Genomic DNA, 26,929 nt, shown 5'->3' with positions numbered 1-26,929 from the left:
GCCTGTGGCTTCGCGATTCGTTTCACTTCACGCGCGCAGCAGCAAACCTTTCTCAGGTTGGCTGCGGCGTCGTAAGAATGTGGCGTTGGCGATCATGCGGTGAAGTTTAGGACGTTTTGCGCAGAGCGTCAAAAAGAAATTTCCCGCCGCAGCCGCTGGCAGGCGCATCGGGCGGGCCACCGTTGCAATTTCATCGCATCTCGCCGGGCCGCGCGGCATCAGGCTTGCGCGGCATCTTCGCAAATCTGCGTGACGCCGGCATGACAGCACCGGCGCCCGCAGGGGGCCCGTCAGGCGGCCGGGCTGTCCGACACGGCCTTGGCCAGGTCGGCTTCGGAAGTGAAGGAATCCGCATAGAACTCGTCTTCCGGCAGGCCGCACTGGGCGCTGAAATCGCGCTGTGCCGATTCCACCACGACCGGTGCGCCACAGGCATAGACCTGGTGGCCCGAGAGGTCGGGGAAGTCTTCCATCACGGCGCGGTGGACGAAGCCGGTGCGGCCGCTCCAGTTGTCCTCGGCCTGGGCGTTGGAGACCACCGGCACGTACTTGAAGTTGGGCAGGTCCTGTTCCCACTGCTGGCACAGGGCGTTCATGTACAGGTCCTGCGGGCGGCGGCCGCCCCAGTACAGGGTGACCGGACGCTTGGAGCCGGCATGTTCCAGTTGCTCGACGATGGCCTTGATGGGCGCAAAGCCGGTGCCCGAGGCCAGGAGGATGATGGGCTTGTCGGAGTCCTCGCGCAGGAAGAAGGTGCCCAGCGGGCCTTCGATGCGCAGGATGTCGCGTTCCTTCAGGGTAGTGAAGACCTGGTCGGTGAAGAGACCGCCCGGCAGATGGCGGATGTGCAGGCTCATGTGCTCATCCTTGTGCGGGGCGGTGGCCATGCTGTAGCTGCGGCGCTTGCCGTCGCGCAGCAGGAATTCCACGTACTGGCCGGCCTTGTACTGCAGGCGGTCATTGGCCGGCAATTGCAGCGAGAGGATGATGACGTCGTCGGCCACCTTGTCCAGCTTGGCCACCCGCACCGGCAGCTTGCGCACCGGGATCTCGCCCACGCCGGCCACTTCGCGCGCCTCGATGGTGACGTCGCTGTGCGGCTTGGCCACGCAGAACAGGGCATGGCCCAGTTGCTGTTCGTGCTCCGAGAGGGCGCGCACCTGGTGCGGGCCGTGCTCGACCTGGCCCGACACCAGCTTGCCCTTGCAGGAGCCGCAGGCGCCGTTCTTGCAGCCGTAGGGCAGGCCGACACCGGCGCGGATGGCGGCGGTGAGGATGGATTCGCTGGCGTCGCAGGAGAATTGGCGACCGCTGGGCTGGACTGTGACTTGGAAACTCATACAATTCTGCTTCTGGATAAATTTGGATTGAACACCGTGAAAAAACTGGGCCTGCCCCGCGTACTGATCCTGGGCTGCGGCGATGTTGGCCTGCGGCTGGTGCCGCTGCTGCTGCCGCGCTACCGCGTACTGGCCGTGACCAGCAACCCCGAGCGCCGCGCCGAACTGCGCGCCGCCGGGGCCATTCCCATCGTGGCCGACCTGGACGCGCCCTTGACCCTGGGCTGCCTGGCGCGCCTGGCACCGACCATCGTGCATCTGGCGCCGCCGCAGTCCGAGGGCCGCATCGACCGCCGCACTCGCAATTTGGCCGCCATTTTACCCGAGGGCGCGCGCCTGGTTTATGTCAGCACCACCGGTGTCTACGGAGATTGCGCTGGCGCAAGTTTCGATGAGACCCGGCGCGTGCGTCCGCAGAACGCCCGCGCGGTGCGCCGGGTGGACGCCGAAACGGTCCTGCGCGCCTGGGCCCGGCGCCGCCACGGCAAGCTCTCCATCCTGCGCGTGCCGGGCATCTACGCCGCCGACCGCCTGCCGCTGGAGCGCCTGCACAAGGGCCTGCCGGCCCTGGCGGCGCAGGAGGACGTGCATACCAATCACATCCACGCGGACGACCTGGCCCGCATCTGTCTGGCCGCGATGCGCGCAGGCGCGCCCAATCGCGTCTATCACGCGGTGGACGATACCGACCTCAAGATGGGCGACTACTTCGACGCCGTGGCCGATGCTGCCGACCTGCCGCGTCCGCCGCGCCTGCCGCGCAGCGAGCTGGAACGCAGCGTCTCGCCGATGATGCTGTCCTTCATGTCGGAATCGCGCCGCCTCCACAATGTCCGCATCAAGGAAGAGCTGGGCGTGCGGCTGCGTTATCCCGAGGTGCAGAGCCTGTTGGCCCAGTGGCGGGAGCAAAGGCTGACGAAGGGCTGACGCCTTTATGCGTTTTGCCCACCTTTCTTATTCGAAATACGAATAAGCATACGATTTTTAAGTAGTTGTTTTGCATAGCCGGCCTCAGTACAGTGCATGCCTGACTAAAAGGGGGAGGCTGCACGGCCGGTTCTGGGCGGATTGAGGCCCAGATGAACCGATCTGCATCGGGCCCCCTTCCACTATCCCTTGCGCGCGGCCCGTCCGCGGACCACATGAAGCTATCTTTCAACACCGTCGCCAAGCGTTTCGGCGACCTGCACGTGATCGAGGAATTTACCCGCGAGATCGCCTCCGGTGAGCTGGTTGCGCTGGTCGGCCCGTCCGGTTGCGGCAAGTCCACGCTGCTGCACATGGCCGCCGGCCTGGAAAAGCCCAGCAGCGGCACCGTGTCCGCCGACGGCCAGGCCATCCGCGGACCGCATCCCGAGCGCACCCTGATGTTCCAGGAAAACGCGCTCTACCCATGGCTGACGCTGCAGCAGAACGTGGCGCTGGCACTGGAATTCCAGAATGTCGACAAGAAGAAAGCCGCCGACCAGGCCCGCGTCTGGCTGGAGAACGTCAAGCTCAAGGGTTTCGAAAACTATTATCCGCACCAGGTCTCCGGCGGCATGCGCCAGCGCGCGGCCCTGGCGCGTGCCTTCATCTCGCAACCCAAGGCGCTGCTGCTGGACGAACCCTTCGGTGCGCTCGACGCGCTCACCCGCATGACCCTGCAGGATGCCCTGCGCGACCTGATCCGCCAGCAGGGCCCGACCGTGGTGCTGGTGACGCACGATGTCGATGAGGCGCTGTTCCTGGCCGACCGCATCTTCGTGTTCAGCCCGCGTCCGGCCAAGGTCTTGAAGGAATTCAATCTCGTGCATCACGAAAAGACGCACGACCTGTCCGAATTCGCGGCCACCCGCCGTGAAATCCTTTGCCTGCTGGGCATCCACGCCGAGCAGGACGAATTTGCAAAAAACCTGGAAGGGGTAGGAGTATGAAACTCGCACGCATCCTGGCACCGGCCATCACCGCCGCTGCCCTGGCTTTCTCCGGCAACGCCTTTGCCCTGGAAAAATTCAAGATCGGCTACCTGCGCGTCATGGACGATGCCCAGGCCATGGCCGCCTATGAAGCGGGCCTCTACAAGAAATACGGCCTGGATGTGGAACTGATCGAATTCAAGTCCGGCACCGACTTGGTCAAGGCCATCGTCGGCGGCCAGCTCGACAGCGGCGTGTTCGGCTTCTCCAATGCCGTGGCCTGGGCCTCCAAGGGGGCGGACCTGAAGGTGGTCGGCGGCGCGCAGCTGGGCTATCACGCCCTGGTGGCGCGCGAGGATTCCGGCATCAACAAGGTGGCTGACCTGAAGGGCAAGACCCTGGCCTCGCAAGCCGAAGGCAGCACCGCCGACACCGTGCTCAAGGGCGTGGTGCTGCGCGATGCGGGCGTGAAGCCCGATGACGTCAACGTCATGGGCGTCTCGCCCCAGGTGGCGGTGCAGTCGTTGGTGGGCAAGCGCGTCGATGCGGCCTTCCTGTTCGAGCCGCAGGCGCGCATCGCGCAACTGATCGCGCCGGTCAAGCAGGTCTATGAAATCGGTGAAGTCTGGCCCTTCCCCTGCATGGTCGTCATCACTTCCGGCGAGACCCTGAAGAAGAAGCGCGATGCCGTCTGGAAGTCGCTGGATGCGCAACGCGACGCCATCACCCTGCTGCAGAAGAAGCCTGCCGAAGCCTCCAAGCTGATCGCCGGCTACTTCATCGCCGAACCGACCCTGAAGACCCTGAAGCATGGCGAGATGCTGCGCGAGGACGTGATCCGCGATGCCATCAAGAGCCAGACCTTCACGCCCAAGATCAGCAAGAAAGACCAGGACCGCATGCAGGAGATCGCCGATATCCTGCAATCGCAAGGTTCGCTCAAGACCCGCGACGGCAAGCCCTTCGATGTGAATTCCATCACCGACCTGTCGTGGCAGAACGCCCGCAAGCTGTAACTGCCGGAGCGTCTTCGATACGGCCCGTTCGGGCCTACTCAGCCCGAACGGTTTGGGATGTCATGCCAACGTAGTCCTCCTGTTTTTTAATCTGGCCGGACCCTGTCCGGCCATTGTCTTTCCTGTCCTTATGAGCTCACAGCGTCGCGTTACCGGACTCCGCAAGAAACTGGCCATGCTGCTGGCCATCGTCTTCATCCTTTTGATGTGGCAGATCGCGGCCTGGTCGCTGCCGTCCTTCCTGATGCCGGGCGTGCCCGAGGTGGCCGCGCGGCTGGTGGAGGAAGTGCAGTCCGGCAGTTTCCGCACGGCCCTCTTCGGCAGTCTCTATCGCCTGGGCCTGGGCTATGGCTCGGCGCTGGTGCTGGGCATCGGTTTCGGCCTGATCGGGGCGGTGCTGTTCTTCTTCCGTGAAGTGCTGAAGTCGGCCATCGTGATCCTGCAATCGATTCCCTCGATTGCCTGGGTGCCGCTGTTCCTGATCCTGATGGGCTTCGGCAACCTGCCCATCGTGGTGGTGGTGGCCATTGCCGCTTTCTTCCCGGCCGCACTCTCGGTCATGAATGCCACCGAGAGCGTGCAGCAGGTGCATGTCTCGGCGGCCCGCGTGATGGGGGCCTCGCGCCTGTCCATGCTGCGCCGGGTGTACCTGCCGGCGGTGATGCCGGAACTCATCACCGGTGCCCAGCTGGCGTTCGGCAATGCCTGGCGCGCGCTGATCTCCGCTGAAATGCTGGTCGGTTTCGGCAAGGGCCTGGGCCGCACGCTGGCCTACTCGGGCGAGACGGCCGACATGATCGGCGTGATGGCCAACATCCTCACCATCGCCATCCTGGCTGCGCTGATCGACCAGGTGATCCTGGAAAACCTCAAGCACCGCCTGCTCAAGTACCAGTACGTCTGACCTGATGCCTTCCATGCGCCCCCTCGTTCGCTTCACCTTGCTGGCATCGGCCTGCCTGTTCCTGGGGGCTGCGCAGGCCGGCGTACTCGATGACGCACGCCGCAGTGACATCGTGCGCATCGGGCTGGACCACGTGCCGCCCGTCTACAAGGGCGGCATGAAATTCCGTACCCCGGAAAACATCGCCATCGTGCCGGCCGAGGACTTGGCCGCGCAATGGAAGCTCAAGGCCGATCTCCAGCCCACTACGCAAGACCGCGCTGCACTGAAGGGCGTGCGTCCTGATGTGGTGCTCACGCGTATCGATGCGGCCCAGGCGGGCGCGGCCGATGTGATTGCGGTCCCCACTGGCTACAGCGCCGGCGGCATGGCCATCATGCGCACCGATACCACCATCCGCAAATGGGAAGACATGAAAGGCCGCACCGTCTGCGTCTCCGCCGGGTCGCCCTATGTCGGCACCCTCAGCGCGCGCTATGCCGCCATCGAGAAAGTGATGCCGGCCCCGGCCGATTCCCTGCTGGCCGTGCGCATCGGGCAGTGCGATGCGGCCGTGCATGACGACACGCTCATGAAGGCGCTGCTGAAACTGCCCGAATGGAAGAAGTTCTCCGCCCAGCTGCCGCCGGTGAGCCGCCAGGCGCTGGCGCTGCAGGTGCGCGGCAACGATCCGGCCGACCTGGCCGCCGCACGGCAACTGGCCGCGCGATGGAACGATGCGTTCTGGGACAAGGCCATCAAGAAGTGGGTCAACAACGTGGCCTTCGAGGTCTATCTCGACCAGAACGTGCCGGATTGCCACTGAGGCCTCTTGCCAGCGTGGCAAGGAAGTTGCCTCGGCGATATCGATCCGGCGCGATTTCTTGACGGGCGCGCAAGCCGCTTCGTTCCGAGCGCACAAAAATCCCGCCATTTCAGGATTTTCCTTGTGGCAGAGCGCGGCAATGGGCGTAACATAGACGGCATTCATTCCACTGGCAGGCACATCCTGTTGCCGCCGGTTGTCATTACTCAGCCTTCGTTTCAAAGGGAGCCCATCATGGCCATGGACATTTCCTCTGCCGTCAACGGCGTCGTCTCCGACCCCAACAACAACGCACCGACCACTGGCAAGGCCAACGATCCGGTGGCCGTGCGCCGTGCTGAAGAAGCCGCCGCCGCCCTGAAGGCGGAGCAGCGCCGCCTGGAAGAAATCCAGGCCGATGAAACCCGCGCCGAAAATGCCCGCCAGGAACGCAATCGCCGCGAGCAGGCTTCGCGCAATGCGACCGGCGAGATCATCGGTACCACGGTCAATTCGGTCGCCTGATTCTGTTTTGCCGGCCAGGTGAACCGGCCGCGCATTGGTCAATGAATGGTCAATGAATGGCCAATGAGTGGCCAATGAGTGGCCAATTCCGGATTCTTAACCTGGATTCAACAAAGCCCGCAACGCCCGGTACAAGGGCGTTGCGGGCTTTGTCGCTGTGGCGGCAGGCGCCCCGGATCAGTGATTCTGCCCCGGCCCATTCAATGAGCCCAGCAACCAGGTCTCTGCCATGTCGATCTGGTTGATGAGCATCAGGAAAGTCTCGTCATTGATGCGCTGTTCAGCGCGCAGGTAGTGCACTTCCAGCCGCTCGGCGCGGATCGCCTCCAGCCGCAGTTCACGCTCGAACTGCTTGAAGCGGTTGGCGGCGCGCTGGGTTTCTTCCGAATCACTCTCGGCATTCATGCGCATGCGATAGGTCGCCAGCAGGCTGCCGCTGACTTCCATCAACAGCGCCAGATCCGATTCATCGAGATTGACGCCGATGCGTTCCTGCGCCTCCTCGATGGTGCGCACGGCCGCCTCCGACAGGCGCAGGCGCGCCATCATTTCCTCGGCGCGGCGGCGCTTGACCTCGGCGTCCAGCTGCAGGTCCTTGAGCATCCACGGCAGCAGGAAGCTGCCGAACAGCAGCGAGCACAGGATCACGCCGGTGGCCAGGAAGATCAGCAGGTCGCGCGCCGGGAAGGGCGTATGTTCCTTCAGCAGCAGCGGGATCGACATCACACCGGCCAGCGTGATGGCTCCGCGCACCCCGGAAAGCGCCGTGATGCTGATGAGCCGCAGGTCGAACTTGCGGTTGCGCCCGCTCTGGCCGCGCAGGGCCGAGGCAAAGCGGCGCATGCGCAGGTTGATCCAGACCCACACGAAACGCAGCACGATCAGCGCCACCGTGATGGCCAGGATGTAGACGAACAGGTGCCACACCGGCACATTGCCTGCCATCTGCGCATCCACGTGGGCCAGGCTGACGATGCCCGGCAATTGCAGGCCCAGCAGCAGGAAGGACATGCCGTTGAAGACGAATTCCAGCATGGTCATGATGCTGCGTCCCTGCAGCCGCGTGGCCGCCGATTCGCCACCGGCCGTCTCCAGGTAGGGCATCAGCATGCCCGCCGCCACCGCCGCCAGAATGCCGGACAAACCAAAGTGTTCGGCAAAGATGTAGGCCGTGAAGGGGATCAGCAACAGCAGCACGACCTGGATGCCCGGCTCGTCACCGGCCCACTCGATGATCTTGCGGCGGATCAGGCCGAAGCCCCAGGCCACGATCAGCCCCACGGCAATGCCGCCGGCGGCGATCAGCACGAAGGAAATGCTGGCGTCCAGCAGCGAGAAGGTGCCGGTGATGACGGCTGCGATCGCGAACTTGAAGGCCACCAGGCCGGACGCATCATTCATCAGCGCCTCGCCCTCCAGCACGTGCTGCATCGAGGCCGGCAGCCGGCCCTTGCCGACAATGGACGAGACCGCCACCGCATCGGTGGGCGAGAGCACCGCCGCCAGCGCGAAGGCCGAGGGCAGCGAGATCACCGGGATCATCCAGTGGATGAAGTAACCCACGCCCACCACCGTGAACATCACCAGGCCCAGGGCCAGCGCCAGGATAGGGCGCGCCAGGCGGAAGAACTCGCGCTTGGGCATGCGCCAGCCATCGGTGAAGAGCAGCGGCGGGATGAACAGCAGCAGGAACAGTTCCGGATCGAAGCTGATGCGCAGGCCGAACATGGGCATGGCCAGCACCGCACCCAAGGCGATCTGGAACAGCGGCAGCGGCAGCTTGAAAGGAGCCAGCCGGGCGACCACACCGGAGACGGCGACGGCCAGCAGCAGGATCAGGACGGTGAAGACGATTTCCATGAGGCAGCAGGTGATGTTCTTGTGATGAGGCGCGGGTCGGTCAGACCGGCAGGGCTGCAAGGAGTTGCAGGCGCGTTGCAATGACTTGCAACAAGCTTGCAAGTATACGGTACCTGCGCGGCACAAGCTCGGCACCGGTGTGGCAGTCCTGTGCCACTGCATCAGGAGAATGCGCGGGCAAAAACGACGATGCCGGCACAAGGCCGGCATCGGGGAACGCGGAGAGGGCAGGCGGTGCTTACTTGCCGGCCTTGGCCAGATAGCGTGCGCGCCAGGGTTTCAAGACCATCAGCGCCAGGCAGGCGGTGAGGATGTCCAGCGTAATGGCAGTCCCGAAGACCGGATGCCAGCTACCGGTCTTCTCATGCATCATGGCCGCCAGCGGGCCGCCGAAGATCGAGCCGATGCCTTGCGAGATGTAGAGCCAGCCATAGTTGGCGGTGGCGTTGCGGGTGCCGAAAGTATCGGTCAAGGTGGAGGGGAAGAGCGAGAAGATCTCACCCCAGCCGAAGAAGACGATGCCCGACAGCAGCACGAACAGCACCGCATTCTCGCGCGTGGCCAGCCACAGGGCCATGGCCACGCCTTCCAGGGCGAAGGCGAAGAACATGGTGTTCTCGCGGCCGTAGCGGTCCGAGATCCAGCCGAAGAAGGGGCGCGTCAGGCCATTGGTGAGGCGGTCGATGGTCAGCGCCAGCGGCAGCGCCGCCAGTCCGAACACCATCACGTTGGCCACGCCGAAGTCACGCGCGAAGGTGGCCATCTGCGAGGTCACCATCAGGCCCGAGGTCGACATCATGGTCATCATCACGAACATGAGCCACAACAGGGGCGTACGCAGCATCTGGCGCGGCGCCAGGTCGAGCTTGCTGGCGGCAATGGCCGGCGCCGGCATGGCGGCTGCATGGCTGGCGTCAGGCGAGCGCAGGGCCTGCGCGGCCAGCACGCCGATCACGGCAAATACCAGGCCGAATTGCCAGAGCGTGGTTTCCAGCCCGGCGCTGGCCAGCGAGGCCGAAATCGGGAAGGTGGTCAGGATCGCGCCCATGCCGTAACCGGCCGCCACCATGCCCACCGCAAAGCCGCGGCGGTCCGGGAACCAGCGCACCATCTGGCCGACCACGCCGACATAGACGATGCCGGTACCGAGCCCGCCCACCAGGCCATAGGCCAGGTAGAACATGCCGATGGTGGAGGCTTGTGCCGCCAGCACCCACGACAGGCCTGACATGAAGGTGCCGATGGCGATCAGGCGGCGCGCGCCGAAGCGCTCGATCAAGCTGCCCTGGAAGGGCGAGAAGAAGGTCTGCAGCACGATCAGCATCGAGAAGGTGATCTGCAGTTCCGACAGCGGCACGCCCAGCTTGGCCGTGAGCGGCTTGGTGAACAAGGTCCACACGTATTGCGGACTGGAGATGGCCATCATGCAGATCAGGCCGATCAACAGCTGGAACCAGCGGTTGCGCAGCAAGCCCTGCGCGCTCGCGGGGGCGGTTTGGGTGAGGGTGGTCATGCGTTTCTCCTGTACAGAAAGCCAGAGTGGGACGGCCAGCCTTGCCGGATCGGCAGGATGCCGCTGGACTGAATTTATGTATGCATAAATCCTGCCAGCCACAAAAGCAGCTTTCGTGCCATTTGCCCGGGGGCAAATCCGGCACAGGAAAATCGGTTCAATTCTTCCAGGGGAGGGTAAAAACCGGCCTGCGACCCGCCATTGAAGCGCAAACTTTCACTTCGTCAGCCAAAACGCTTGCGCCGGGTGGGTGTCGCTGCCGGTGCGTTGCCCGGCACCGGTGCAAGCTGCACCGACTCGGCGCGCACCTGTTCGAGGCGGGCGATGGTGAGGCGTTCGACCACGGTGTGGCTGTCTTCGATATGACGTGCGATGAGCTCACCGGCCAGAGCGGCATCGCTGCGGGCGATGGCGTCGAGGATGGCGCGGTGTTCGGCGTAGGTGTCATCGATGCAGTCGCCATAGGCGAAGTCCAGGCGCCGCATGATGCGCAGCTGGTTGGCCAGCTGGCGGTAAACGGTATCGGCCTCGGGGTTGCCGGCCGCCTGCACCAGCGCGCAGTGGAAGGCTTCGTCCAGGGCCGCCACGGCCAACCCGTCGGGCAGGCGGTCGCTGGGGGCGCACTGCCAGATCGCGCCTTGTTCGGCCACCAGCTGCTGGCGCACGGCCGGGGCGATGCGCGGGGAGCACAGCTTGCGCACGGCGTGCAGCTCCAGCATCTCGCGCAATTCGTAGAGGGAGGCAAAGCGTGCCAGGTCGATCGGCACCACTTCCCAGCCATTGCGGAAGTGGCCGCGCACCAGGCCTTCGCTCTGCAGGCGCATGAGCGCCTCGCGCACCGGCGTGCGCGAGACCTGCAGCCGCTCGGCCACATCGTTCTCGGCAAAGCGGTCGCCGGGCAGCAGGCGGAAGGCGTAGATGTCATCGCGCAGGCTGGCATAGACCGTGTCGGTGAGCTTGCCGGCACGGCGGGTGGCGAGATCGGCGGGCGCTTGGCTGGGCGTCATGAAGGAAGTGGCTGGGCGGGTGGACGGGGTTGGCGGCTATCTTAACGCGGGCATGGGGGCGGATGGAAGACGGACGATCCTGCCAGCGCAACAGCGGCCGCCTTCAGGGCAGGGCATGATGTATGCAGAAATAGTGCTTGAGGCACTATTCTTCCTTGCATATCATCTCAACGAGTTCTGAAAAGAAAGGATCCCCGATGCGGCCCTCTGTTGTGCTTGACATGAAGCGAAGCGCGGTGCGCGAAGCGGTAAGCCGCTTCCGCACGGCCAATCCACGCGTCTTCGGTTCGGTACTGCACGGCACCGACCGCGAGGGCAGCGACATCGATCTGCTGGTCGATGCGCTGCCGGGGGCGACGCTGTTCGACCTGGGCGGCCTGCAGGATGAGCTGGAAGCCTTGCTGGGCTTGCATGTCGATCTGTTGACCCCGGGCGATCTGCCGCCGAAGTTTCGGGCGCAGGTGCTCGCGGAGGCCAGACCTGTATGAGCGTGAACCGCTTGACTGACTACCTGGGCCATATGCAGCTGGCTCTGCTGCTTGATTCCTTCTTCGGCGCGCTTACGTCAGGTTTTTCCTCTTTGCTTTGACGTGCCGGTGCTGCGTGCACCAAGTACAGTAATACGCTGCTTGGGCGAAGGTTCGGCCAACTCACGCGCAATGAAATCCACAAAGCTGCGCACCCGCGTCGACAGCTGCTGGCGCTGCGAATACACCGCAAAGATATCCGCATTGGGCGTCTGCCATCCCGGCAGCACCTGCACCAGCCGCCCCTGTTCCAGGTAGCTACGGATATCCCACTCGGCGCGCATGAGGATGCCGTGCCCATCCAGCGCCCACTTCACCGCGATCTCGCCATCATTGGTGGTGAGGTTGCCGCGGATCTTGACCGTCTCCGTCTTGCGCGAAGCACCGCTGCCCGAGGACAGCTTCCACACCCCATAAGCCTCATCGCCCTGGCGGATGCCCACGCAATTGTGTTTGGAGAGATCATGCGGCGTCTGCGGCATGCCCCTGCGCTTGAGATAGTCCGGCGAGGCGCACAGCAGCCGCGCATTGGACGCCAGCCGCCGCGCTACCACCCGGGTATCGGGCGGCTCGCCGAAGCGGATGCAGACATCGAAACTGTCCTCGGTCAGCGGCGGCGGCATCACCGACAACTGCAACTGCACCGACACCTGCGGATGGCGCGTGACGAATTTGGAAATCACCGGCGCCACATGGCTGCGCCCGAACCCCAGCGTGGCATTGACCCGCAGCAGGCCTTCCGGGCGGCGCTTGGAGCTGCCCAGCAGTTCGGACAATTCATCGATCTGGTCGAGGATGCGGCGCGCGTGTTCCAGATAGAGCTCGCCCTCGGGCGTCAACATCATGCGGCGCGTGGTGCGGTTCACCAGCGGCACGCCGGCACGCGCTTCCATCTGCGTGAGGTGCTTGCTGACCGCCGCCGTGGTCAGCCCCAGCTCGCGCCCGGCCGCAGAGAGACTGCCGGCCATGGCCAGCACGGAAAAGAAACGCAGGTCGGCGGGAAGAACGGTGTCCTGCATGAAACCTCGCCAGGAAAACAAAAAAATGATTGTTGAATTCAGGTTAAGAATGCTTTAAGTCTAGCACCGGTTCCTGTTCTTTCAGTATGGGTAAAGTAGTCTGCATGCAAAGACGCGGCGCATGCCGTCATTTTGCGAGACCCCACACCGCATCTCATCAAGAAAGGCTGGAGACATGAAAACCTATCGCATCGCCACCATCCCCGGCGACGGCATCGGCAAGGAAGTCATTCCTGCGGGCCGCCAGTTGTTGCAAGCCCTGGCCGCCGCCCGTGCCGACCTGGCCTTCGACTTCGAAGACTTCGGCTGGGGTGGCGACTACTACCGCCAGCACGGCGTGATGATGCCCGCCGATGGCCTCGATGCCCTGCGCGACAAGGACGCCATCCTGTTCGGCTCGGCCGGGGATCCGCACATTCCGGACCACGTGACCCTGTGGGGCCTGCGCCTGAAGATCTGCCAGGGCTTCGACCAGTACGCCAACGTGCGGCCCACGCGCATCCTGCCTGGCATCGATGCGCCGCTCAAACGCTGCCGTGCCGAAGACCTGAACTGGGTCATCGTGCGCGAGAACTCCGAAGGCGAATACGCCGGTGTCGGCGGCCGCGTGCACCAGGGCCATCCCATCGAAGCGGCCACCGATGTCTCGATGATGACCCGCGCCGGGGTCGAGCGCATCATGCGCTTCGCGTTCGAGCTGGCGCAGTCGCGTCCGCGCAAGTTGTTGACAGTGGTCACCAAGAGCAATGCCCAGCGCCACGCGATGGTGATGTGGGACGAGATCGCGGTGCAGGTTGCCAGGGAATTCCCGGACGTGAAGTGGGACAAGGAACTGGTCGACGCCGCCACGGCGCGCATGGTCAACCGTCCCGCCACGCTGGACACCATCGTGGCCACCAACCTGCATGCCGACATCCTCTCCGACCTGGCCGCTGCGCTGGCGGGCAGCCTGGGCATTGCGCCCACCGGCAACATCGATCCGGAGCGCCGCTACCCGTCCATGTTCGAACCCATCCACGGCTCGGCCTTCGACATCATGGGCAAGGGCCTGGCCAATCCGGTCGGCACTTTCTGGTCGGTGGTGATGCTGCTGGAACACCTGGGCGAGCACGATGCGGCGGCGCAGGTGATGCAGGCCATTGAAGCGGTCACGGCCGATCCGGCGCTGCATACCGGGGACCTGGGCGGCAAGGCGACTACGGTGCAGGTGACTGAGGCGGTGTGCGGTTTCGTTGCCAAGGCGGCACGGGTGCATCAAGAGGCTTGAGCGATGTGTCTTGCATGAGAAAGGCCGGCGTGATGCCGGCCTTTCTCATTGAGGCGCTGAGCGCAGCGGCGCGCTGTCAGCGCGGGGAGAGTTTCGCCACCATGGCAGCCATCAGCACTGCCAGCAGCGCGATCCCCGCCGCGAGATAGCCCACCTGACCCGCGCCCCATGACGACAGCGCCGCACCACCTACGGCGGCACCGAGCGCGATGCCGCCATTGGCGGCCGACACATTGAGCGTGCCGGCCAGCGCCTGCGCACCCGAGGCGGCCTTCATCACGCGGATCTGGCAGATCGGATAGAGCGCCGTATTGGCGATGCCCCAGACCGCCAGTGCCAGCGCAAAGGCCCAGCCCGCGTGGCTCAACAGCATGCTGCCCGCCATGCCCAGCGCGAGGATGGTGCAGAAGAGGGCGGTGGTGGCGAGCGGCTTCTGATCCACCCACAGCCCGCCCAGCCAGTTGCCGACCAGGCCAACCGCTCCGAAGCCCATCAGCCACCAGCCCACTTGCGCGGGCGCGATGCCGGCCGATTTCTCCAGCATCTCGGCCAGGTAGGTATAGCCGGTGAACATGGCCGTGAAGACCAGCACCGACAAGGCCACATTGGCGAGGAAGAAGCGGCTCTTCAGGATGCGTGCCTGCGCCGCCATGCTGCCGGTGGCAGCGGTGCGCACGCGCGGCACGAAGCCGGCGATCAGCGCGGCCACCAGCAATGACAGCAGCGCCAGCAGGCCGAAGGCGGCACGCCAGCCCACGGCCTCCGATACCAGCGTGCCCAGCGGAATGCCGAACAGCATGGCCGCCGAGATGCCCAGATAGACCGTCGAGACCGCACGTCCGCTTTTTTGCGGCCCGGCGATCTGCGCCGCCGTCTCGCTGGCCGTGCCCCAGAACACCGGCAATGCCAGCGCCGGCACCAAGCGTGCGACGGCCAGCACCCAGATGTTCCAGGCGACGGCGGCCAGCGCATTCGAGAGCGCAAAGATCACCAGGATGGCGATGAAGAGGCGCTTGCGTTCCAGATGCGCCAGGCTCGCCGTGAGCAGCGGGCCGCACAGCATCACCACGACGGCAAAGAGCGTGACCAGCTGGCCCGCAGTGGCCACGCTGATGCGCAGGTCGCGCGCCAGTGCGGGCAGCAGGCCAACGATCAGGAATTCAGTGGTCACGATGACGAAGGCAGCCACCGCGAGAATGGCGATGGATGCGCTGCCGCCGCTTGCCTCTTGTGCAGGCTGGGGGCGGGTGCGCGCATCGGCGCTGGGGGCAGCTGGCATGGGAAAGACTCCGTTTTGAACAGGGGCCCACCATGGTATGTGAGAGCGAAATTCCACTGTTGGATATAAAATCGTCAATTAGATAGAAAAATATTCCATCTTTGGGAGTGCAAGATGTCACCACTGGAAAGGTTGAAAGGACTGGAGACCTTTGTCGCCGTCGTCGAAGCCGGGAGCTTCACGGCAGCGGCCGAGCGCCTGCATCTCACCAATTCAGCGGTAGGCAAGGCCGTGGCGCGGCTGGAGGAGCGCTTGAAGCGTCCGCTGTTGCAGCGAGGCCGGCGGCGCGTTGAGTTGACTGATGCGGGCGATGCGTTCTACCAGGTCTGCGTGCGTGTGCTGGATGAGTTGAAGAGCGCCGAGGACATGCTGGCCTCGGATGAGATTGCGCCCTCGGGACGGCTGCGCGTGGACATGCCAGCCACCTTTGGCCGCCTGCGCGGGATGGCTTCGCTGCTGGCCTTTGCGGAGAAGCATCCGCAGGTCACGCCGCAGGTGTCCTTCACGGATCGTTTTGTGGATCTGGTGGAAGAGGGGCTTGATGTGGTGGTCCGCATCGGTGGCGGCGATGTCTGGCCGGCCACGCTGGGTTACACCTGCCTCGGTCATGAAGAACTGGTGTTCTGTGCTGCGCCGTCTTATCTTGCCCGCCGTGGCGAGCCGCGCTCGCTGCAGGAATTGCAGGCACATGATGCGGTGCTGTATGCGCGCGCGGATGGCAGCAGCAGCCCGTGGCTCATCAAGGAGGGCGACCAGCCGGTGGTGCGGCAGCATGTAGAGGGACGCATCATCCTCGGACAGGCCGAGGCGCAGGTAGCGGCGGTGCAGGCGGGTTTGGGCGTTGCGCAGCTGGCGACCTGGGTGGTGGAGCAGGCCTTGCGCGAGGGCAGTCTGGTGGCTATCCTGCCTGCGCATGTGACGCAGGGCTTGCCTCTGCATATCGTGTGGCAGCGCAGCCGGGAGCATTCGGCCAAGGTGCGGGCGGTGGTGGGGCATTTTGAGAGGACGTTGGGGATAGGCGCGGCGCTGGCGAGCTGACTTTGCTTCAATGTCGCTCTCTGCGGTTGGGGAAACATTTTCTGTTTTGTATGGGATTTCTCATCGATCGTTCAGCCCGAGCATCATGACTACCGCGCATCTTTCTCATTTCATCGCATCCATTGAAGACAGCGCGCTTGCGCCGTGGGCAAGCCTTGCCCCCTGGCAGTTGACCGCGTAGAGCGGGGCCATCGTCCGCCAGATGCTGCACACGCTCGATGCATCGCAGTTCAGGATGCTGCGTGGAGCAGCGCTCAATTTCCAGAGGCGACGCTATGGATGGTTCCCATCCGAAATCCGCCTCCGGCCAGAAGGGAGCGTTGAAACAAGCCCTGCTATAGTCAGCAATACTTTTCTTCAATAATAAATTCGCAGAGCGCATTACAAGAATCAAAAAGGGGAAGGCCTATGTGGGGAAAAATCAAAGACGTCTTCAGGCGTTCATCGAAAGAACCCTTATTCACGCGAACACACGATGGCGATACAGAGATGCAAGTCGCCTACCAATCGGCTGCAGCAACATTTGACCAACTGGATTCATTCGTGCGTGAGGGCAAAGTCCCCGCATGTTGCGTGAAACTTCGTTTCAAAGATCCGGTAGCATCCAAGAAGCTTGGAGAGGAGCGATTCCTCTTCCTTTGGGTGAATATCGCCGAAGCTGATCCAGACGATGGGGATGCGTTCTTTGGAATCATCTTCGAAGTACCTGCTGAACTCCATGATTGGTATCCACCCGGAAAATATGTGCACTTCCGACGTGCAGATGTCTACGATTGGTTTGTAAACGATCAAGGCAAGTTATATGGTGGCTTCACCTTGCGTGTTCAACGAAGCCGCCTGCCCGACAATCAGCGGCATTTGTTTGACGAACACACCGGCGTTCGGCAGTGGATGGAGCATCAGGCATGGTGAGCCTTGTCGGCTGATTTCTCTGGCAATGCATTCTGGGAATTTCGCCAGGGCGTATCCGTTACGCTTGATGATGGACTTGGCCCGGGGCCATTGAAAAAGGAAAATAGGGGATGGGTAAGAAAGAACTGCGTGAGCTAGAGAAAAATCTTGATTACGCATTGGGTGCCGTCAGCAGCTATCGCAGAGGAACGAATCCTGAGTTCATTCCTCACGGAATCGAAATGGTTAAGAAAGCCTCGAGGCGGCTAAACGAGATCTGGATAAGTTAGGTTTGTACGAACAGTGTCGAAGCGCATTGGTGTGCGCTGAATTGATCAAGCATGGGTCTGTGCACGATGATGAGGCCGAGAATCTGATTTTGCACGCTGCCCGCGCGCTCAGGGAAGCCTCAGGTAGCGCCGCAGCCATGCGCAAGAAGTTGCGAGAAAAACCTGCCGCGACGCTGGATGACATCAGGTCTGGTCCAGATGATTGGGCGCAGGAAGAATCACCAACATGAAGCTTGGTTCTTCCATATTTATGCCACCGCAGTTGGGATGCCGGCCCTCGTTTTGCAGGTGATACCTTGGAGCAGGACTTCTTGAAACTGACGCAGTGTCACTTGTCCGCTCCGGCCAGTAGCAGACATTCAATAATCGGACCACATGCCAGGAATTTTTCAGCTCTACGAATTTGTTAAAGCACCACGAGGGCCGTACGCTTTCGATTTTTGGGTCCACCCGGTTTTAATTTCAAGCGTATTGGGTTTATTTGCCGTCGAACTTCGCCCGGATATTGGCGAGCCAGATTTGCGGATGGTGAATGAAGCTGAAAGATTAGTCTCATTCATGCAAGCACATCCCGATAAATTATTGGATAAAGTCTATGAACACTATCGGGGCTTCGATGCAAATTTGGAATGGCTTGCTTCCCGTGACGTTCCAGAAAATCTGAAAAAAGATGAGCTGCCGCCCTATCTTATGGTGAGAGATATTGTCGTCATTCGGGACGAGAACATGCAAACACTGCGGTCATGTTTTTATATTTCTCCACAATGGGATAAGGAACACGCCATTTATCTCGAGCTGCGCGGAATAAAGCTGGAATATTGCGAATGTTGAGTTGTGGAAGTATGGCCGAAAGCCGTCAGATGCTGACGATCTAATACATGGTGCAGCGATGGTTGATTCAAAGTCCGCAATCGGCCAGAAGCGGACTAGTAGCGGAGAGTGGACGTATAAAATCTCTTAGGCAAGAAGCCCATTAAAATTAGTAATGAGGACTTTCCGTTATGACTTGGTTGTTTGCAGACTCTCAAAACGTGGCGGTGATTACGGATTGACGCATCGTCAAAGACTCTCATCCCATCACCTGCTTCGCCCACAAGTTGGACGTCAGGGTAATTTGAATTCACACGGAAAAATCAGCCGCACAAATCACAATCTGGATAGCTTCCAATGTTGAAAACCTTGGTTATTTTTCTTAAGAGCGTTGGCGTATTTGTAGTAAGCCTGTTAGTGGTTTTCTTTTCCACCAACACTGAGCTAGTCTTGCACTTCGGGACGGCTGTTCTTGTTTTGTTGGCGAGTGCTCTTTTTTTCTTTGCAAAACCTATAGCTATTCGCGCTCAGGCGTTTCTTTTTTTACTTCTTGCCATTGCTATCAGCCATGCAGTGGATCGATATTTTTGGGGCGGTGTCTGCGAGCTAGGTTATCCATGGCCTTATTCAAATGGCATTGATAAGACAGCAGGCTTCATGGGTTCAATATCACCGTTCATGGATCAGGTTGCAACGGTATGCTTCTCGGTGTTAGGAAGCTTTGCGACCATTTCCGTTGCTTGCCACCTGAAACGCCGCAGTAAGAGCCAAGGCACTGCGAGCTAGGGGTAGATTGAATCCGCTTTCGGCCAGAAGCCGCCGCTCAACATGGATTCAAACCGGGAGAGGGGGGGAAATCTCGTGCTCAAAAAATATTGGGATTTGGCAGCGTTCTGTATTGCATGGCTGCTTATCTTTTTTGCTCCAGAAATCGTCGCAAAGACAACATTGTCTTATCGCAACCTATTAGGGCTGGCGCTCATATTCTTTGTCGTTTGGCTATTAAGGGTAGGTTCTAGATTCAAAACCGCATTGAAGCAATTTTCTTCGCACTCTGATCCCGATGTCGCCGCCTTGGTAGATGGCCGGATAGATATAGCCGAATATCGAAAGCGGAAAGAAGAGATAGAAAAGGTGCAGTCAATAAAATCAAAAAACTAAGGTCCGCAATCGGCCAAAAGCAGAAATTCTCATTTGCCATGCAACTTCGAATTACAAGTATCACTTCCTCGGAAGTAGGGGCGCTGATTAGCGGCATAACAACCGTGCTGGAGGACAGACTTTGTCCGATCATTGAACCAAACCAATACGGCACAGGAATAGACCTATTTGTCGCGTTCTTCGTGTCGGTGGATTCCGACCCAATGGAGAATGAGCGTTACTGCTTCGCGAATAACCGGTCAGGGCGCTTTAAACACATGTCGACTGGTGAAACAGTTCGTTTTGTCGGAATCGCCGTTCCGGTCGACCCAGAAATCGTTCTCAAACATCCACCCGGAAAATTATCGTCCCTCCTTCAAGAATTGTTCTTGGAAGAGCTTGCATCGCCAGCCTATGTCATGCCGAAGAGATTTGAACGAGAAAGACTGTGGCACGACATTTCAACTGCGCTGAAAGGCAACTAGCGGCCAATTGCGGGCATAATTGATGAAGGCATTCTGTTGGGTCTAAAAATGCGTCCGTTTCGAACTACTGCAGTGTGAGGAAGTGAAGCAGCGCACTCCCTCAAGTGCTGAATCCGGCGTTTTCGCACCACCAATCTGAATTCAAATTTATTGTGCTGATAAGCAATGTCCAATCACTCCTCCGCCCATACACGGCGCATGAAGAAAATATTCAAGCCAGCTTTAGCCATCGTCATCCTGGTACAAATGCTCTTGAGCTGGAATCTGGCTCAGGCGGCCGTGCAATGCGATTCGTGCAAGAGCGCGTCCGGCGAGGCTGAAATCTGCCCGCCAGCTTCGACCACAGGTTTTACGGCAGTGGAATATCCTCCGGAATTCCTGGTTCAAGCGAGGGCGTCCCGAAATACCATGCTGTCCGGTTACACTCGCCGAGATCCTTATCTTGACTTCACTATCTTCCTGATGGACCGGGAAGGAGACAGCAGGGACGATGACATCAAGGATATGGCGCAGTCCGTCTCTGGCGTGAGATCCTTGCACGAGGGAGTGTTGATGTTTTATTCCCAGCGTGGGACGCTGAACGTGGGCGGGCAGGGTATGGCCAGCATGGATCTGGGCTTCCTCTGGAAAGACAAGAGAACGGGAGAGCATTTTGTGACGGCCATCTGGGGTGTTCCGATGGGCCGTCGCATGTTGAAAATCTGGGTGACTTTTCCCCCTTTGGACAAGGGAGCCTACGCAGCCCGGAAGGAGATCACCCCGGAAGTCGAGGAAATTCTCGCGCAAATCTGCAAGTGAAAAACCTGGCTGTTGGCTGTTGGCTGTTAGCTGATGGGGTCGCCATCTTCGCTATGGGCCGGTAGCCGTCTTCGATATTTGCAGGACACTGCAATCGAGGCTGTCCTCTCCTCAATTTTCGCGTGGAGAGTCAGTTCGGAAATAGCGAGACATCAAGAGGGAAACATGGCGAAATATCGATGGCCCATTTTTGCGGACTATTTTCAGTTCATCGTCCAGGATGAAGAATCGAAGGATGATTTCGGCGAGCTTTGGCGCGGTGCACCCGTTGGCATGATGGTCGCCGCTGGCGAAACAGCGTTGTCTTTTGGAACCCTGAGAAATGTTGATGTGCAAGTTGAGCTGCGTGTTGTCGACGAGCCTCCCGAGATCCAGTTGGACGAATGCGACCACGGGGTAGAAGGTGCATTCGCCTCTCCCACAGGAAAACTCCTGGCGCTGGGTTGCACAGAGAACTTCAAGGACGCGTCTCGACTGGAGATCGCGCCCGGGTCTTATGGCTTCATTTACCTGATCAGCGGAGCAGATACCGTTCAGAATGAATGGGAGCCCGCCGAAGACTTATATTCGGTCTACATCTGGCCAGCAGCAAAACGCGAATTGCGCCCTGTGAAGCTGTGGACGCCGACACGAGCGAGTGCTGCCTCCTGAGCGGGTCGACCATGAACAGGCAGGACCCGATTGAAAGAGACGGTAGATCAACCATGGTGATAAATCGCAAGGGGCTTAACTTCTTTGCTTTAGTGGCTCTCATGTTTCTGCTGGCTGGATGTGGTTCTTCAGATGAGCGCTTGGTCGGCCCCTACCTGTTGGCCCATCTCGACAGCCAGGAGGATATGTACCTGTGTTACGAGCTACCCGGGGGAAACTGTATCGGCAGAATTCAGAAGACGGTATTCGCAGTAGGTTGGGATGAGCGCTACATCGTCGCGAAACGGCATCCAGACAACGATAGGAAAATCGTGCAGTATTTCTTCCTGGAGATTGGAAAAGACAGTCTCTACGCTGATCCAGCTATCAGCGTTACAGGACCCATGACGGAGGAGAGTTTCTATCGGCATACCCGTTTGCTGGGATTGCCAGCCTTCAGGAAGACGATCAAGCAATTGGAGTAGCCGGCCTGAATTCCGCAGGATGCAGACTCGGCGTTTCGCGCTGTATTCATAACAATGAACGCAAAAGCAGACATTCTTTATTTCATCGATGGTTCAGAGCAACTGCTTGTTGAACTGGGAGAATGGCCGTCTTTTCATGATGATGAAGTCGTTGCAGTTCTTCTTCAGCGAGAGGCCGGCCCCGGTACGGAAGGGAGTTCATCACTTCGCCTGAGCATTCACGTCCGGCGACATGAGCAGATTGGACTGGGAACTGCGCAGTATCACTTGAAGCTGTCTAAAAATCTTCTTGTTCATCTCGTCTTCAAGGGGATAGAGGAACTTGTCATGTCTGACTTCAATGGCCAGAATGTCATTCATTCTATCGAGATCGCTGTGGACGCCATGTCGGATACGTTGGCAGCGAACGTAAGCATCGAATCCTCGTGGGGTCTGAAAGGAACATTCCGATGCCAGTCAATTCAGGTGGAATCGATGGAACAGCTTCCTGTTCTTGATGGCCGGTAAGCGTGCCTGCGTATGTGACCCCGCACAATCAGAGAACTTCGACCCTGTCAGTTATTTCGCCTGACCATGTGAGCGACTCAAATGAAATCCAACCACTTCACGGCTCGCGCGCTTTTGCCGGCTAGCGGCGTTCAATCGAATTCCGATATCTCATCACTGGTCCTGGATGCCCAAGGTGAGCTGGTCGTCAACGTTGCTTGCTCATCAGACGGGGATATGGTCCGCGGCATCAGAATTGTCTTTCAGGCTCCGGTGGCAGGGTTTCGCTTTCTGGATGGATTGGATTTGCATCGCTATGTCCATACCAAAGGATTTCCGCGCGGCACTCATCTCATCGAGGTGATTGATGGCGGTTGGCTGTCGGAAGAAAAACTGCTCCAGGATTCGGAGCTCGATGCTCGCGAATGGATGGTGGTAACAGGTAACGGTTGCCTGAGTGTCTTCAGTTCCGAAGAGCCACAGTGTTCAGAGATTACTTGGGCGGCTGAGGGAGCGTGATCGCGTCCACCTGTAGAAGCAGGCTGTCACCTTTAACCTGGAATGACGAGCCGCCTACAAAACTTTGGCCAAGAAAGAATCGGATGAGCAAAAAAGTTGGGAGCTAACCAGGAGGGGCCGGAGGAGGGCGGTGGCTGCTGCTGGCTATGGTGGTCGTTGTGGACATCAGCATAGGTGATGTGGAAGCAATTCAAGCTGGACGCATTGCCTTCCAATGTAGATGCATCTGAAGTAGATGAGTGGACAGCACGACATCTTGGCTGGTCAGAGCAGTATCGCGGACAAGCTCTTCGCGCTCTCATGAGCAGTCGTTGCGGACCAAGAGTACTCACGCACGGTATCATCGCTGGTTTTTCAGGATCAACGAGGAGTCTTGATTTGAAACCGCGCGCGAATCTGGCCATCGCAGTCATTGCAGTGGCCATCATGGTCGTCTTTGCTTACCGAAGCTTCACACGTCAGCCGGCAAAGATATCGTCAACGCCCAATGCAGAAAACTGTACGCCGGAAGCGATTCGAAAAGTCAGCGACGTTCTGGAGCGATCGGTCTTGTCATCACGTTGCGCCAAAAAAGAATAATCTGACAGAATGCGGCGTCATCAGCTGCACAGTGAACTTGAGATAAACAAAGAAAAAGGGGAATCCATGAAGCTGTGGAAAACGATATCCGGAAGGTCGGCCAGAAACTGGCTCTTGCCCATCACCGCGGCTACTTGCCTGCTGCTGGCATACCCGGCCCAGGCCGAGCCCGCGCAGCCCTTCACCAGCGCGGCGCAGGAGCAGGCAGCAGGCACCAAGGGTGTCGTGCTGATTTCAGCCAACTGGGGACGCAGCTGGGGCTGCGGCCGCAACGACTATGCACAGTTGCAGTTGTTGGGTTTTGACAAGATCGAGCCAGGCACCCGGCCTTTGAGCCAGCGTCCCGAACTGGTCATTCAGGGCTCGGAATCGGGCAATGCGCAGCAAATTCCCTTTTCCAATTACGCCTTCCTGGTTGATCCCGGGGAGTATGAATTCAGTCTCTATCTGATTCATGTGGCACGTTCCATGACGCAAACAGCGCATTTCAGCGGTGACCGCAAGAGCCTGTTTCAGGATGGGCGCTCCAAGGTAGGGAGTTTCAAGGTCGGTGCCGGGGAGATCGTCTACGTGGGACACTTCGCGCTTGATTGCGTGCAGGCCCCCATGCCTTGGCGTTTCTATCCGGAGACACGTGCTGACTTCACGCAATATCTGGACAAAGTCAAACAGCAATATCCTGACCTTGATACGTCCAAGGCCGTGTTCCGTCTTTTTGAGACCCAGTTGATCGGCAAGCCGTATGTCTTGCCATGAGTGGACGGACAGGTCATCGCGGAATGATGGACGAGAGTCGATAGTGAATCGCATCGCACTGCCATTTGTCTCAAGTTTCACGGAGGAGAGTTTCTATCAGCAGGCCCTTTCGCTGGGATTGCCAGCCTTCGGGAAGACGGTCAGGCAATCGGAGTAGCCGGCCTGATTTCCGCTAGATGCGGACTCAGTGGTGCAAAATGAAATTGCCCTGTGGATTAAAGCGGTGACGCTTGAAAGTAATGACAGGCAGCGGCAATCGGACAGGAGTTCACTTTGAGAAATAACCTAACATGGATGCATTTGATGCTTCGCTCAACAAGCATTGCTTTTGCAACTATCCTGCTTTTGGCGTCATGTACTGCGGCATTGGTTCCGCAAGTTGACGATCCTGCGCGCAAATTGCGAATCGCCCAGGATCTCTTCGAGAATCGTGACCGGCCGTTGCCGCCGAACCACTGATCGTCGAGGCGATCTCCATTTATGAGCAAAAACATGATGTCGCGGGGATGGTCGAGGGACAGCGTATCTATGGGCTGTTCTTGAGGTCGCAAGCGGTAGGCCGTTCAAAGCAACATTACATGCAGTATGGATTCAAGGACAAGGATGTCAGCTTCGGTACTCGCTTGAGCGGCGCATTGCTCTATTTCAAGCGAGCCACTACCCTTGCGAAAGAAAATAAATTGGTCGATATTCTTCCCAATCTCTATTTGAACATTGGGCTGACAAATCTGGTGCAAGGCAATAGAAGTGAAGGCTGCGCTGCATTTGATGAGAGCCTGCGCGCTGAAGAGGAGCGGATTCGGCGCAATCCGTCCGAGAAGATTATCTTGCCTCCGGAATATGCAAGTTTCAGGGAAGGTGTGAATGATTTGAAAGCGAAGGCGAAATGCTCAAGCTGAATGCGAATGATGTCACCGATCCCGATACAGGCTACGAGGTCCGTAATTGGCCAAGGGCGCACCGAGTCCCAAGTCTTTGAAAAGATGATGAAACTGATTCATTTGCTTCCATGTTCGCTATTGGCAGGCGCATCGCTTACGGTCTTTCCTGCGGCAGCCCAGACTTCAATTGCTGAACAACAGGATGCTCGGGTGATCGAAAACCTGCAGCGTCACGGCGCAGATTTGACCAAGACACACGACATCGACTTCTTTCTTGTCTTCGGCCAGGAGAGCGATGCAGTGGCAGCAGCCGACCATCTTCGAGCTCGCGGTTATCAGATCGCCGGTATTGGAGAGGTCCCCAAGCGAACGCTGTGGGAGGTGCATGCGAAGCGAAAAATGGCGCCGGAGATCGGTGCCATGCAAGCGATAACGCGCGACCTTTCAGCCTTGGCCGCCAGCTATCATGGTTACTACGATGGTTGGGGAACCGTCGGGATCAAATAGCCGAAGTGCGCAAGCGGCCAGGAGCGAACCTGGTAGACAAGCAGTACCTCATTCAAATGATTCCATGAAGAATTCCTCCTTGGCGACAGGATCTGCTCTCACGATATTGACCATCGGCCTTGCCATATTGATGCTGCTGGACCAGATGGGATGGGAAACCATGTTGATAATGGTGCTTCCTCTGTTCTGTGCTGCAGTAGCCGCAGCGCTTTTCTGGCGCAGGCTTTCACGTCCGTGGATCTATTTCGTTTCTACCGTTGTGGCAAGTTACGCTTGCTACTTCGTTCTGGACTCATATCTGGGAATCTTCTCCATACCAGAACCGCGGGATGGACAGCATTACCGGATAGTTGGAGAGCCTGGCGTGCTTGTCCTTGGCACCTTCAGCATCTGGCCGTTCTGCCTGTTTTTAATGGTGCTCATTTTCCTGGCCTATCTGATTTTCCGTGTCTTCTACAGAAGGGAAGTTCAGAGACGATTGCCGTAATCGATGATTTGATGTCCTTGAATTTCTGCTTGACCATGGAGCTAACGTTGACCTTGATGAGATAGCCCATTCATTTCAGATATGTACTTGGTCCTCCGAACTCAGGGCCAGGCGAATTCGGATTTCGGAAAGATTGCATGCAATGCGGGCCCATATCTTTCGTGGATATAAACCAGTGCTTCGCCAAACAGTCGAGATATACCCCAATGCAGATACCTCAGAAGGGTTAGCAACAAAGGGATCTTATGAGCAGAAAGAATACCTGGGCGACATACCGGTTTCGATTGCGAAATAGATAGTCATCCATCTAGAGGAATATTTGAGTGATTTTAGAACTGCTGTCGGCCAGAAGAAGACAAAATGGCCATCGTTGGCAATGAGGCCATAATGGTCGTGGCTAACCAGGATTGCCAAAAAATGAAAAGATATCGCCCAGCCATCACGACACTAATTCTGTCTGCGCTCAACCTTTTTTCATCTGCCTACGCACACACTTTCCCAATAAAACCAGCCCCCTTTAATGACAGATTTCAAGGATATCAAAATGCTTGCGTTTTCTCTGAGCGCCAGCGGATAGAGGCCGAAATACATGTTCTTGCCGCAAATCATGAACCGGCGCTTGCCTCGCGTCTGGCGCATGAAATGCTATGCGGAGACAATTATCAGTCCTACCAGTACGTAATTTCGCATACTGCGGAAACAATCCGTAGCGTAGATACTGAAAGATATGATGAGCATGGGCACTTTGCAGCAGTTCAGGTGGCAGGCGCTACTATTGTTCTTGTGAGGAGAAAAGCTTGGGACGTTCGTGTCTCACGTCTGTACGCAGGAGGAATTGAAATTGCATTCTCTGATGGTGGGCCGTGCAGTTCCAGCTTTGAGATAGATAGACCGGCAAGGCATTGGGTCATCGTCGCTACTGACGTTATGTGCGATTAGGTCCATATTTACAGGCAGCCATCTCTGCTGCCGGCCAGAAGCGGACGGAAGCTGGCTCACGTACTGTGAGAATGAAGATGAGAAAAGAAATTCAGAACCTTGTCGAGTTAGGGCGGCTTCCAAGCGAGGAGGATGCTAGCGATGACATATTGAGAAAACTTGACGAGGCGTATCGTGCAATCGAGCGCCCTATCCGTGATGAAGAAGCTGAAGCGCTGCTCGCGCTCTTTGGTGATGACAATTGCTATGGCCTAGCTTTTTCGATCATG

At 59.0% G+C, this 26,929-nt stretch carries 31 protein-coding genes; 25 read left to right on the top strand and 6 right to left on the bottom strand.

The features are described 5' to 3' along the window. Positions 1–290: 290 nt before the first annotated feature. A complete protein-coding gene (locus tag FYB76_RS13415; RefSeq protein WP_154133945.1) occupies positions 291–1,340 on the bottom strand; it encodes a CDP-6-deoxy-delta-3,4-glucoseen reductase in 1,050 nt (349 codons plus the stop codon). A gap of 36 nt (positions 1,341–1,376) precedes the next feature. On the opposite strand from FYB76_RS13415, the gene FYB76_RS13410 reads away from it, so the two are divergent. The 6 genes from FYB76_RS13410 (at position 1,377) to FYB76_RS13385 (ending at position 6,467) form a co-directional block, all read left to right on the top strand. Then, positions 1,377–2,267 (top strand): NAD-dependent epimerase/dehydratase family protein, encoded by an 891-nt coding sequence (locus FYB76_RS13410; RefSeq protein ID WP_370516348.1) that lies wholly within the window; start codon positions 1,377–1,379, stop codon positions 2,265–2,267. Positions 2,268–2,482: 215 nt separating this feature from the next. Then, a complete protein-coding gene (locus FYB76_RS13405) occupies positions 2,483–3,256 on the top strand; it encodes an ABC transporter ATP-binding protein (protein WP_088754907.1) in 774 nt (257 codons plus the stop codon). Continuing rightward, positions 3,253–4,254 carry an ABC transporter substrate-binding protein gene (locus tag FYB76_RS13400; RefSeq protein ID WP_088754908.1) on the top strand — a complete coding sequence of 334 codons (1,002 nt, stop codon included), beginning with the start codon at positions 3,253–3,255 and terminating at the stop codon, positions 4,252–4,254. The genes FYB76_RS13405 and FYB76_RS13400 overlap by 4 nt, the downstream gene beginning before the upstream one ends. Positions 4,255–4,384: 130 nt before the next feature. Continuing rightward, a complete protein-coding gene (locus tag FYB76_RS13395; protein ID WP_088754909.1) occupies positions 4,385–5,158 on the top strand; it encodes an ABC transporter permease in 774 nt (257 codons plus the stop codon). Between the two features lie 13 nt (positions 5,159–5,171). Beyond that, a complete protein-coding gene (locus tag FYB76_RS13390) occupies positions 5,172–5,963 on the top strand; it encodes a transporter substrate-binding domain-containing protein (protein WP_154133943.1) in 792 nt (263 codons plus the stop codon). Positions 5,964–6,197: 234 nt separating this feature from the next. After that, the gene (locus FYB76_RS13385; protein ID WP_088754910.1) at positions 6,198–6,467 is read left to right on the top strand and encodes a hypothetical protein; all 270 of its coding nucleotides are present in this window, start codon (positions 6,198–6,200) and stop codon (positions 6,465–6,467) included. Positions 6,468–6,644: 177 nt separating this feature from the next. On the opposite strand, the gene FYB76_RS13380 is transcribed toward FYB76_RS13385, so the two are convergent. The 3 genes from FYB76_RS13380 to FYB76_RS13370 form a co-directional block, all read right to left on the bottom strand. Next, positions 6,645–8,327, bottom strand: coding sequence for a Na+/H+ antiporter (locus FYB76_RS13380; protein WP_088754911.1), 1,683 nt, complete (start codon positions 8,325–8,327; stop codon positions 6,645–6,647). 238 nt (positions 8,328–8,565) lie between these two features. Further along, positions 8,566–9,840, bottom strand: a complete 1,275-nt coding sequence (gene oxlT, locus FYB76_RS13375) for an oxalate/formate MFS antiporter (RefSeq protein WP_154133942.1) — start codon at positions 9,838–9,840, stop codon at positions 8,566–8,568. Positions 9,841–10,064: 224 nt separating this feature from the next. Then, complete coding sequence (locus tag FYB76_RS13370; RefSeq protein WP_154133941.1) at positions 10,065–10,847, bottom strand: GntR family transcriptional regulator; 783 nt, start codon at positions 10,845–10,847, stop codon at positions 10,065–10,067. A gap of 197 nt (positions 10,848–11,044) precedes the next feature. On the opposite strand from FYB76_RS13370, the gene FYB76_RS13365 reads away from it, so the two are divergent. Continuing rightward, positions 11,045–11,335 carry a nucleotidyltransferase family protein gene (locus FYB76_RS13365; RefSeq protein WP_121045125.1) on the top strand — a complete coding sequence of 97 codons (291 nt, stop codon included), beginning with the start codon at positions 11,045–11,047 and terminating at the stop codon, positions 11,333–11,335. A 77-nt stretch (positions 11,336–11,412) separates the two neighbouring features. Here FYB76_RS13365 and FYB76_RS13360 read toward each other — a convergent pair whose 3' ends face one another. Continuing rightward, positions 11,413–12,393: a LysR family transcriptional regulator gene (locus FYB76_RS13360; RefSeq protein WP_154133940.1), complete on the bottom strand. Its 981-nt coding sequence runs from the start codon at positions 12,391–12,393 to the stop codon at positions 11,413–11,415. Between the two features lie 175 nt (positions 12,394–12,568). Between FYB76_RS13360 and FYB76_RS13355 the strand changes: the two genes are divergently transcribed. Further along, a complete protein-coding gene (locus tag FYB76_RS13355) occupies positions 12,569–13,660 on the top strand; it encodes a tartrate dehydrogenase (RefSeq protein WP_154133939.1) in 1,092 nt (363 codons plus the stop codon). A 76-nt stretch (positions 13,661–13,736) separates the two neighbouring features. Here FYB76_RS13355 and FYB76_RS13350 read toward each other — a convergent pair whose 3' ends face one another. Further along, positions 13,737–14,939, bottom strand: coding sequence for an MFS transporter (locus FYB76_RS13350; RefSeq protein ID WP_154133938.1), 1,203 nt, complete (start codon positions 14,937–14,939; stop codon positions 13,737–13,739). A gap of 114 nt (positions 14,940–15,053) precedes the next feature. Here FYB76_RS13350 and FYB76_RS13345 point away from each other — a divergent pair, with 114 nt between their 5' ends. From FYB76_RS13345 to FYB76_RS13265, 17 genes are all read left to right on the top strand, one after another. Beyond that, positions 15,054–15,977 carry a LysR family transcriptional regulator gene (locus FYB76_RS13345; protein WP_154133937.1) on the top strand — a complete coding sequence of 308 codons (924 nt, stop codon included), beginning with the start codon at positions 15,054–15,056 and terminating at the stop codon, positions 15,975–15,977. A 489-nt stretch (positions 15,978–16,466) separates the two neighbouring features. Beyond that, a complete protein-coding gene (locus tag FYB76_RS13340) occupies positions 16,467–16,889 on the top strand; it encodes a DUF2314 domain-containing protein (protein ID WP_195724638.1) in 423 nt (140 codons plus the stop codon). A gap of 644 nt (positions 16,890–17,533) precedes the next feature. Beyond that, complete coding sequence (locus tag FYB76_RS13335) at positions 17,534–17,989, top strand: hypothetical protein (RefSeq protein WP_154133935.1); 456 nt, start codon at positions 17,534–17,536, stop codon at positions 17,987–17,989. Positions 17,990–18,325: 336 nt separating this feature from the next. Then, positions 18,326–18,754 (top strand): hypothetical protein, encoded by a 429-nt coding sequence (locus FYB76_RS13330; RefSeq protein WP_154133934.1) that lies wholly within the window; start codon positions 18,326–18,328, stop codon positions 18,752–18,754. A gap of 75 nt (positions 18,755–18,829) precedes the next feature. Further along, entirely contained in the window at positions 18,830–19,129 is a 300-nt protein-coding gene (locus tag FYB76_RS13325; protein ID WP_154133933.1) for a hypothetical protein, read from the top strand. 38 nt (positions 19,130–19,167) lie between these two features. Then, positions 19,168–19,593, top strand: a complete 426-nt coding sequence (locus FYB76_RS13320) for a hypothetical protein (RefSeq protein ID WP_154133932.1) — start codon at positions 19,168–19,170, stop codon at positions 19,591–19,593. A 165-nt stretch (positions 19,594–19,758) separates the two neighbouring features. Beyond that, positions 19,759–20,391: a hypothetical protein gene (locus FYB76_RS13315; protein WP_154133931.1), complete on the top strand. Its 633-nt coding sequence runs from the start codon at positions 19,759–19,761 to the stop codon at positions 20,389–20,391. 165 nt (positions 20,392–20,556) lie between these two features. After that, positions 20,557–21,042: a hypothetical protein gene (locus tag FYB76_RS13310; RefSeq protein ID WP_154133930.1), complete on the top strand. Its 486-nt coding sequence runs from the start codon at positions 20,557–20,559 to the stop codon at positions 21,040–21,042. An 11-nt stretch (positions 21,043–21,053) separates the two neighbouring features. Beyond that, entirely contained in the window at positions 21,054–21,506 is a 453-nt protein-coding gene (locus FYB76_RS13305; protein ID WP_154133929.1) for a hypothetical protein, read from the top strand. A 54-nt stretch (positions 21,507–21,560) separates the two neighbouring features. Next, entirely contained in the window at positions 21,561–22,013 is a 453-nt protein-coding gene (locus tag FYB76_RS13300) for an Imm50 family immunity protein (protein WP_154133928.1), read from the top strand. An 81-nt stretch (positions 22,014–22,094) separates the two neighbouring features. Beyond that, on the top strand, positions 22,095–22,511 hold the full coding sequence (locus FYB76_RS13295; protein WP_154133927.1) for a hypothetical protein: 417 nt from the start codon (positions 22,095–22,097) through the stop codon (positions 22,509–22,511). A gap of 177 nt (positions 22,512–22,688) precedes the next feature. Then, positions 22,689–23,090, top strand: coding sequence for an entry exclusion lipoprotein TrbK (gene trbK / locus FYB76_RS26810; RefSeq protein WP_229296963.1), 402 nt, complete (start codon positions 22,689–22,691; stop codon positions 23,088–23,090). Between the two features lie 66 nt (positions 23,091–23,156). After that, on the top strand, positions 23,157–23,846 hold the full coding sequence (locus FYB76_RS13285) for a hypothetical protein (protein WP_154133926.1): 690 nt from the start codon (positions 23,157–23,159) through the stop codon (positions 23,844–23,846). Positions 23,847–24,424: 578 nt separating this feature from the next. Then, complete coding sequence (locus FYB76_RS13280; RefSeq protein WP_154133925.1) at positions 24,425–24,745, top strand: hypothetical protein; 321 nt, start codon at positions 24,425–24,427, stop codon at positions 24,743–24,745. A gap of 87 nt (positions 24,746–24,832) precedes the next feature. Continuing rightward, a complete protein-coding gene (locus FYB76_RS13275) occupies positions 24,833–25,234 on the top strand; it encodes a ribonuclease E inhibitor RraB (protein ID WP_195724637.1) in 402 nt (133 codons plus the stop codon). Positions 25,235–25,298: 64 nt separating this feature from the next. Continuing rightward, complete coding sequence (locus tag FYB76_RS13270) at positions 25,299–25,721, top strand: hypothetical protein (protein ID WP_154133923.1); 423 nt, start codon at positions 25,299–25,301, stop codon at positions 25,719–25,721. Positions 25,722–26,081: 360 nt separating this feature from the next. Continuing rightward, complete coding sequence (locus FYB76_RS13265) at positions 26,082–26,660, top strand: hypothetical protein (RefSeq protein WP_154133922.1); 579 nt, start codon at positions 26,082–26,084, stop codon at positions 26,658–26,660. Positions 26,661–26,929: the final 269 nt, after the last annotated feature.

The sequence above is a fragment of the Herbaspirillum sp. CAH-3 genome, from assembly GCF_009668275.1.
Taxonomy (GTDB): Bacteria; Pseudomonadota; Gammaproteobacteria; order Burkholderiales; family Burkholderiaceae_D; genus Herbaspirillum; species Herbaspirillum aquaticum.
This window is presented reverse-complemented; position numbering and strand designations above follow the sequence as displayed.

What these genes read in the sequence shown, in the direction of transcription:
- FYB76_RS13415 (WP_154133945.1), bottom strand. Translation starts at nt 1,340, where the DNA reads ATGAGTTTCCAAGTCACAGTCCAGCCCAGCGGTCGCCAATTCTCCTGC.
- FYB76_RS13405 (WP_088754907.1), top strand. Translation starts at nt 2,483, where the DNA reads ATGAAGCTATCTTTCAACACCGTCGCCAAGCGTTTCGGCGACCTGCAC.
- FYB76_RS13400 (WP_088754908.1), top strand. Translation starts at nt 3,253, where the DNA reads ATGAAACTCGCACGCATCCTGGCACCGGCCATCACCGCCGCTGCCCTG.
- FYB76_RS13395 (WP_088754909.1), top strand. Translation starts at nt 4,385, where the DNA reads ATGAGCTCACAGCGTCGCGTTACCGGACTCCGCAAGAAACTGGCCATG.
- FYB76_RS13390 (WP_154133943.1), top strand. Translation starts at nt 5,172, where the DNA reads ATGCGCCCCCTCGTTCGCTTCACCTTGCTGGCATCGGCCTGCCTGTTC.
- FYB76_RS13385 (WP_088754910.1), top strand. Translation starts at nt 6,198, where the DNA reads ATGGCCATGGACATTTCCTCTGCCGTCAACGGCGTCGTCTCCGACCCC.
- FYB76_RS13380 (WP_088754911.1), bottom strand. Translation starts at nt 8,327, where the DNA reads ATGGAAATCGTCTTCACCGTCCTGATCCTGCTGCTGGCCGTCGCCGTC.
- oxlT (WP_154133942.1), bottom strand. Translation starts at nt 9,840, where the DNA reads ATGACCACCCTCACCCAAACCGCCCCCGCGAGCGCGCAGGGCTTGCTG.
- FYB76_RS13370 (WP_154133941.1), bottom strand. Translation starts at nt 10,847, where the DNA reads ATGACGCCCAGCCAAGCGCCCGCCGATCTCGCCACCCGCCGTGCCGGC.
- FYB76_RS13365 (WP_121045125.1), top strand. Translation starts at nt 11,045, where the DNA reads ATGCGGCCCTCTGTTGTGCTTGACATGAAGCGAAGCGCGGTGCGCGAA.
- FYB76_RS13360 (WP_154133940.1), bottom strand. Translation starts at nt 12,393, where the DNA reads ATGCAGGACACCGTTCTTCCCGCCGACCTGCGTTTCTTTTCCGTGCTG.
- FYB76_RS13355 (WP_154133939.1), top strand. Translation starts at nt 12,569, where the DNA reads ATGAAAACCTATCGCATCGCCACCATCCCCGGCGACGGCATCGGCAAG.
- FYB76_RS13350 (WP_154133938.1), bottom strand. Translation starts at nt 14,939, where the DNA reads ATGCCAGCTGCCCCCAGCGCCGATGCGCGCACCCGCCCCCAGCCTGCA.
- FYB76_RS13345 (WP_154133937.1), top strand. Translation starts at nt 15,054, where the DNA reads ATGTCACCACTGGAAAGGTTGAAAGGACTGGAGACCTTTGTCGCCGTC.
- FYB76_RS13340 (WP_195724638.1), top strand. Translation starts at nt 16,467, where the DNA reads ATGCAAGTCGCCTACCAATCGGCTGCAGCAACATTTGACCAACTGGAT.
- FYB76_RS13335 (WP_154133935.1), top strand. Translation starts at nt 17,534, where the DNA reads ATGCCAGGAATTTTTCAGCTCTACGAATTTGTTAAAGCACCACGAGGG.
- FYB76_RS13330 (WP_154133934.1), top strand. Translation starts at nt 18,326, where the DNA reads ATGTTGAAAACCTTGGTTATTTTTCTTAAGAGCGTTGGCGTATTTGTA.
- FYB76_RS13320 (WP_154133932.1), top strand. Translation starts at nt 19,168, where the DNA reads ATGCAACTTCGAATTACAAGTATCACTTCCTCGGAAGTAGGGGCGCTG.
- FYB76_RS13315 (WP_154133931.1), top strand. Translation starts at nt 19,759, where the DNA reads ATGTCCAATCACTCCTCCGCCCATACACGGCGCATGAAGAAAATATTC.
- FYB76_RS13310 (WP_154133930.1), top strand. Translation starts at nt 20,557, where the DNA reads ATGGCGAAATATCGATGGCCCATTTTTGCGGACTATTTTCAGTTCATC.
- FYB76_RS13305 (WP_154133929.1), top strand. Translation starts at nt 21,054, where the DNA reads ATGAACAGGCAGGACCCGATTGAAAGAGACGGTAGATCAACCATGGTG.
- FYB76_RS13300 (WP_154133928.1), top strand. Translation starts at nt 21,561, where the DNA reads ATGAACGCAAAAGCAGACATTCTTTATTTCATCGATGGTTCAGAGCAA.
- FYB76_RS13295 (WP_154133927.1), top strand. Translation starts at nt 22,095, where the DNA reads ATGAAATCCAACCACTTCACGGCTCGCGCGCTTTTGCCGGCTAGCGGC.
- trbK (WP_229296963.1), top strand. Translation starts at nt 22,689, where the DNA reads ATGTGGAAGCAATTCAAGCTGGACGCATTGCCTTCCAATGTAGATGCA.
- FYB76_RS13285 (WP_154133926.1), top strand. Translation starts at nt 23,157, where the DNA reads ATGAAGCTGTGGAAAACGATATCCGGAAGGTCGGCCAGAAACTGGCTC.
- FYB76_RS13280 (WP_154133925.1), top strand. Translation starts at nt 24,425, where the DNA reads ATGCAGTATGGATTCAAGGACAAGGATGTCAGCTTCGGTACTCGCTTG.
- FYB76_RS13275 (WP_195724637.1), top strand. Translation starts at nt 24,833, where the DNA reads ATGAAACTGATTCATTTGCTTCCATGTTCGCTATTGGCAGGCGCATCG.
- FYB76_RS13270 (WP_154133923.1), top strand. Translation starts at nt 25,299, where the DNA reads ATGAAGAATTCCTCCTTGGCGACAGGATCTGCTCTCACGATATTGACC.
- FYB76_RS13265 (WP_154133922.1), top strand. Translation starts at nt 26,082, where the DNA reads ATGGCCATCGTTGGCAATGAGGCCATAATGGTCGTGGCTAACCAGGAT.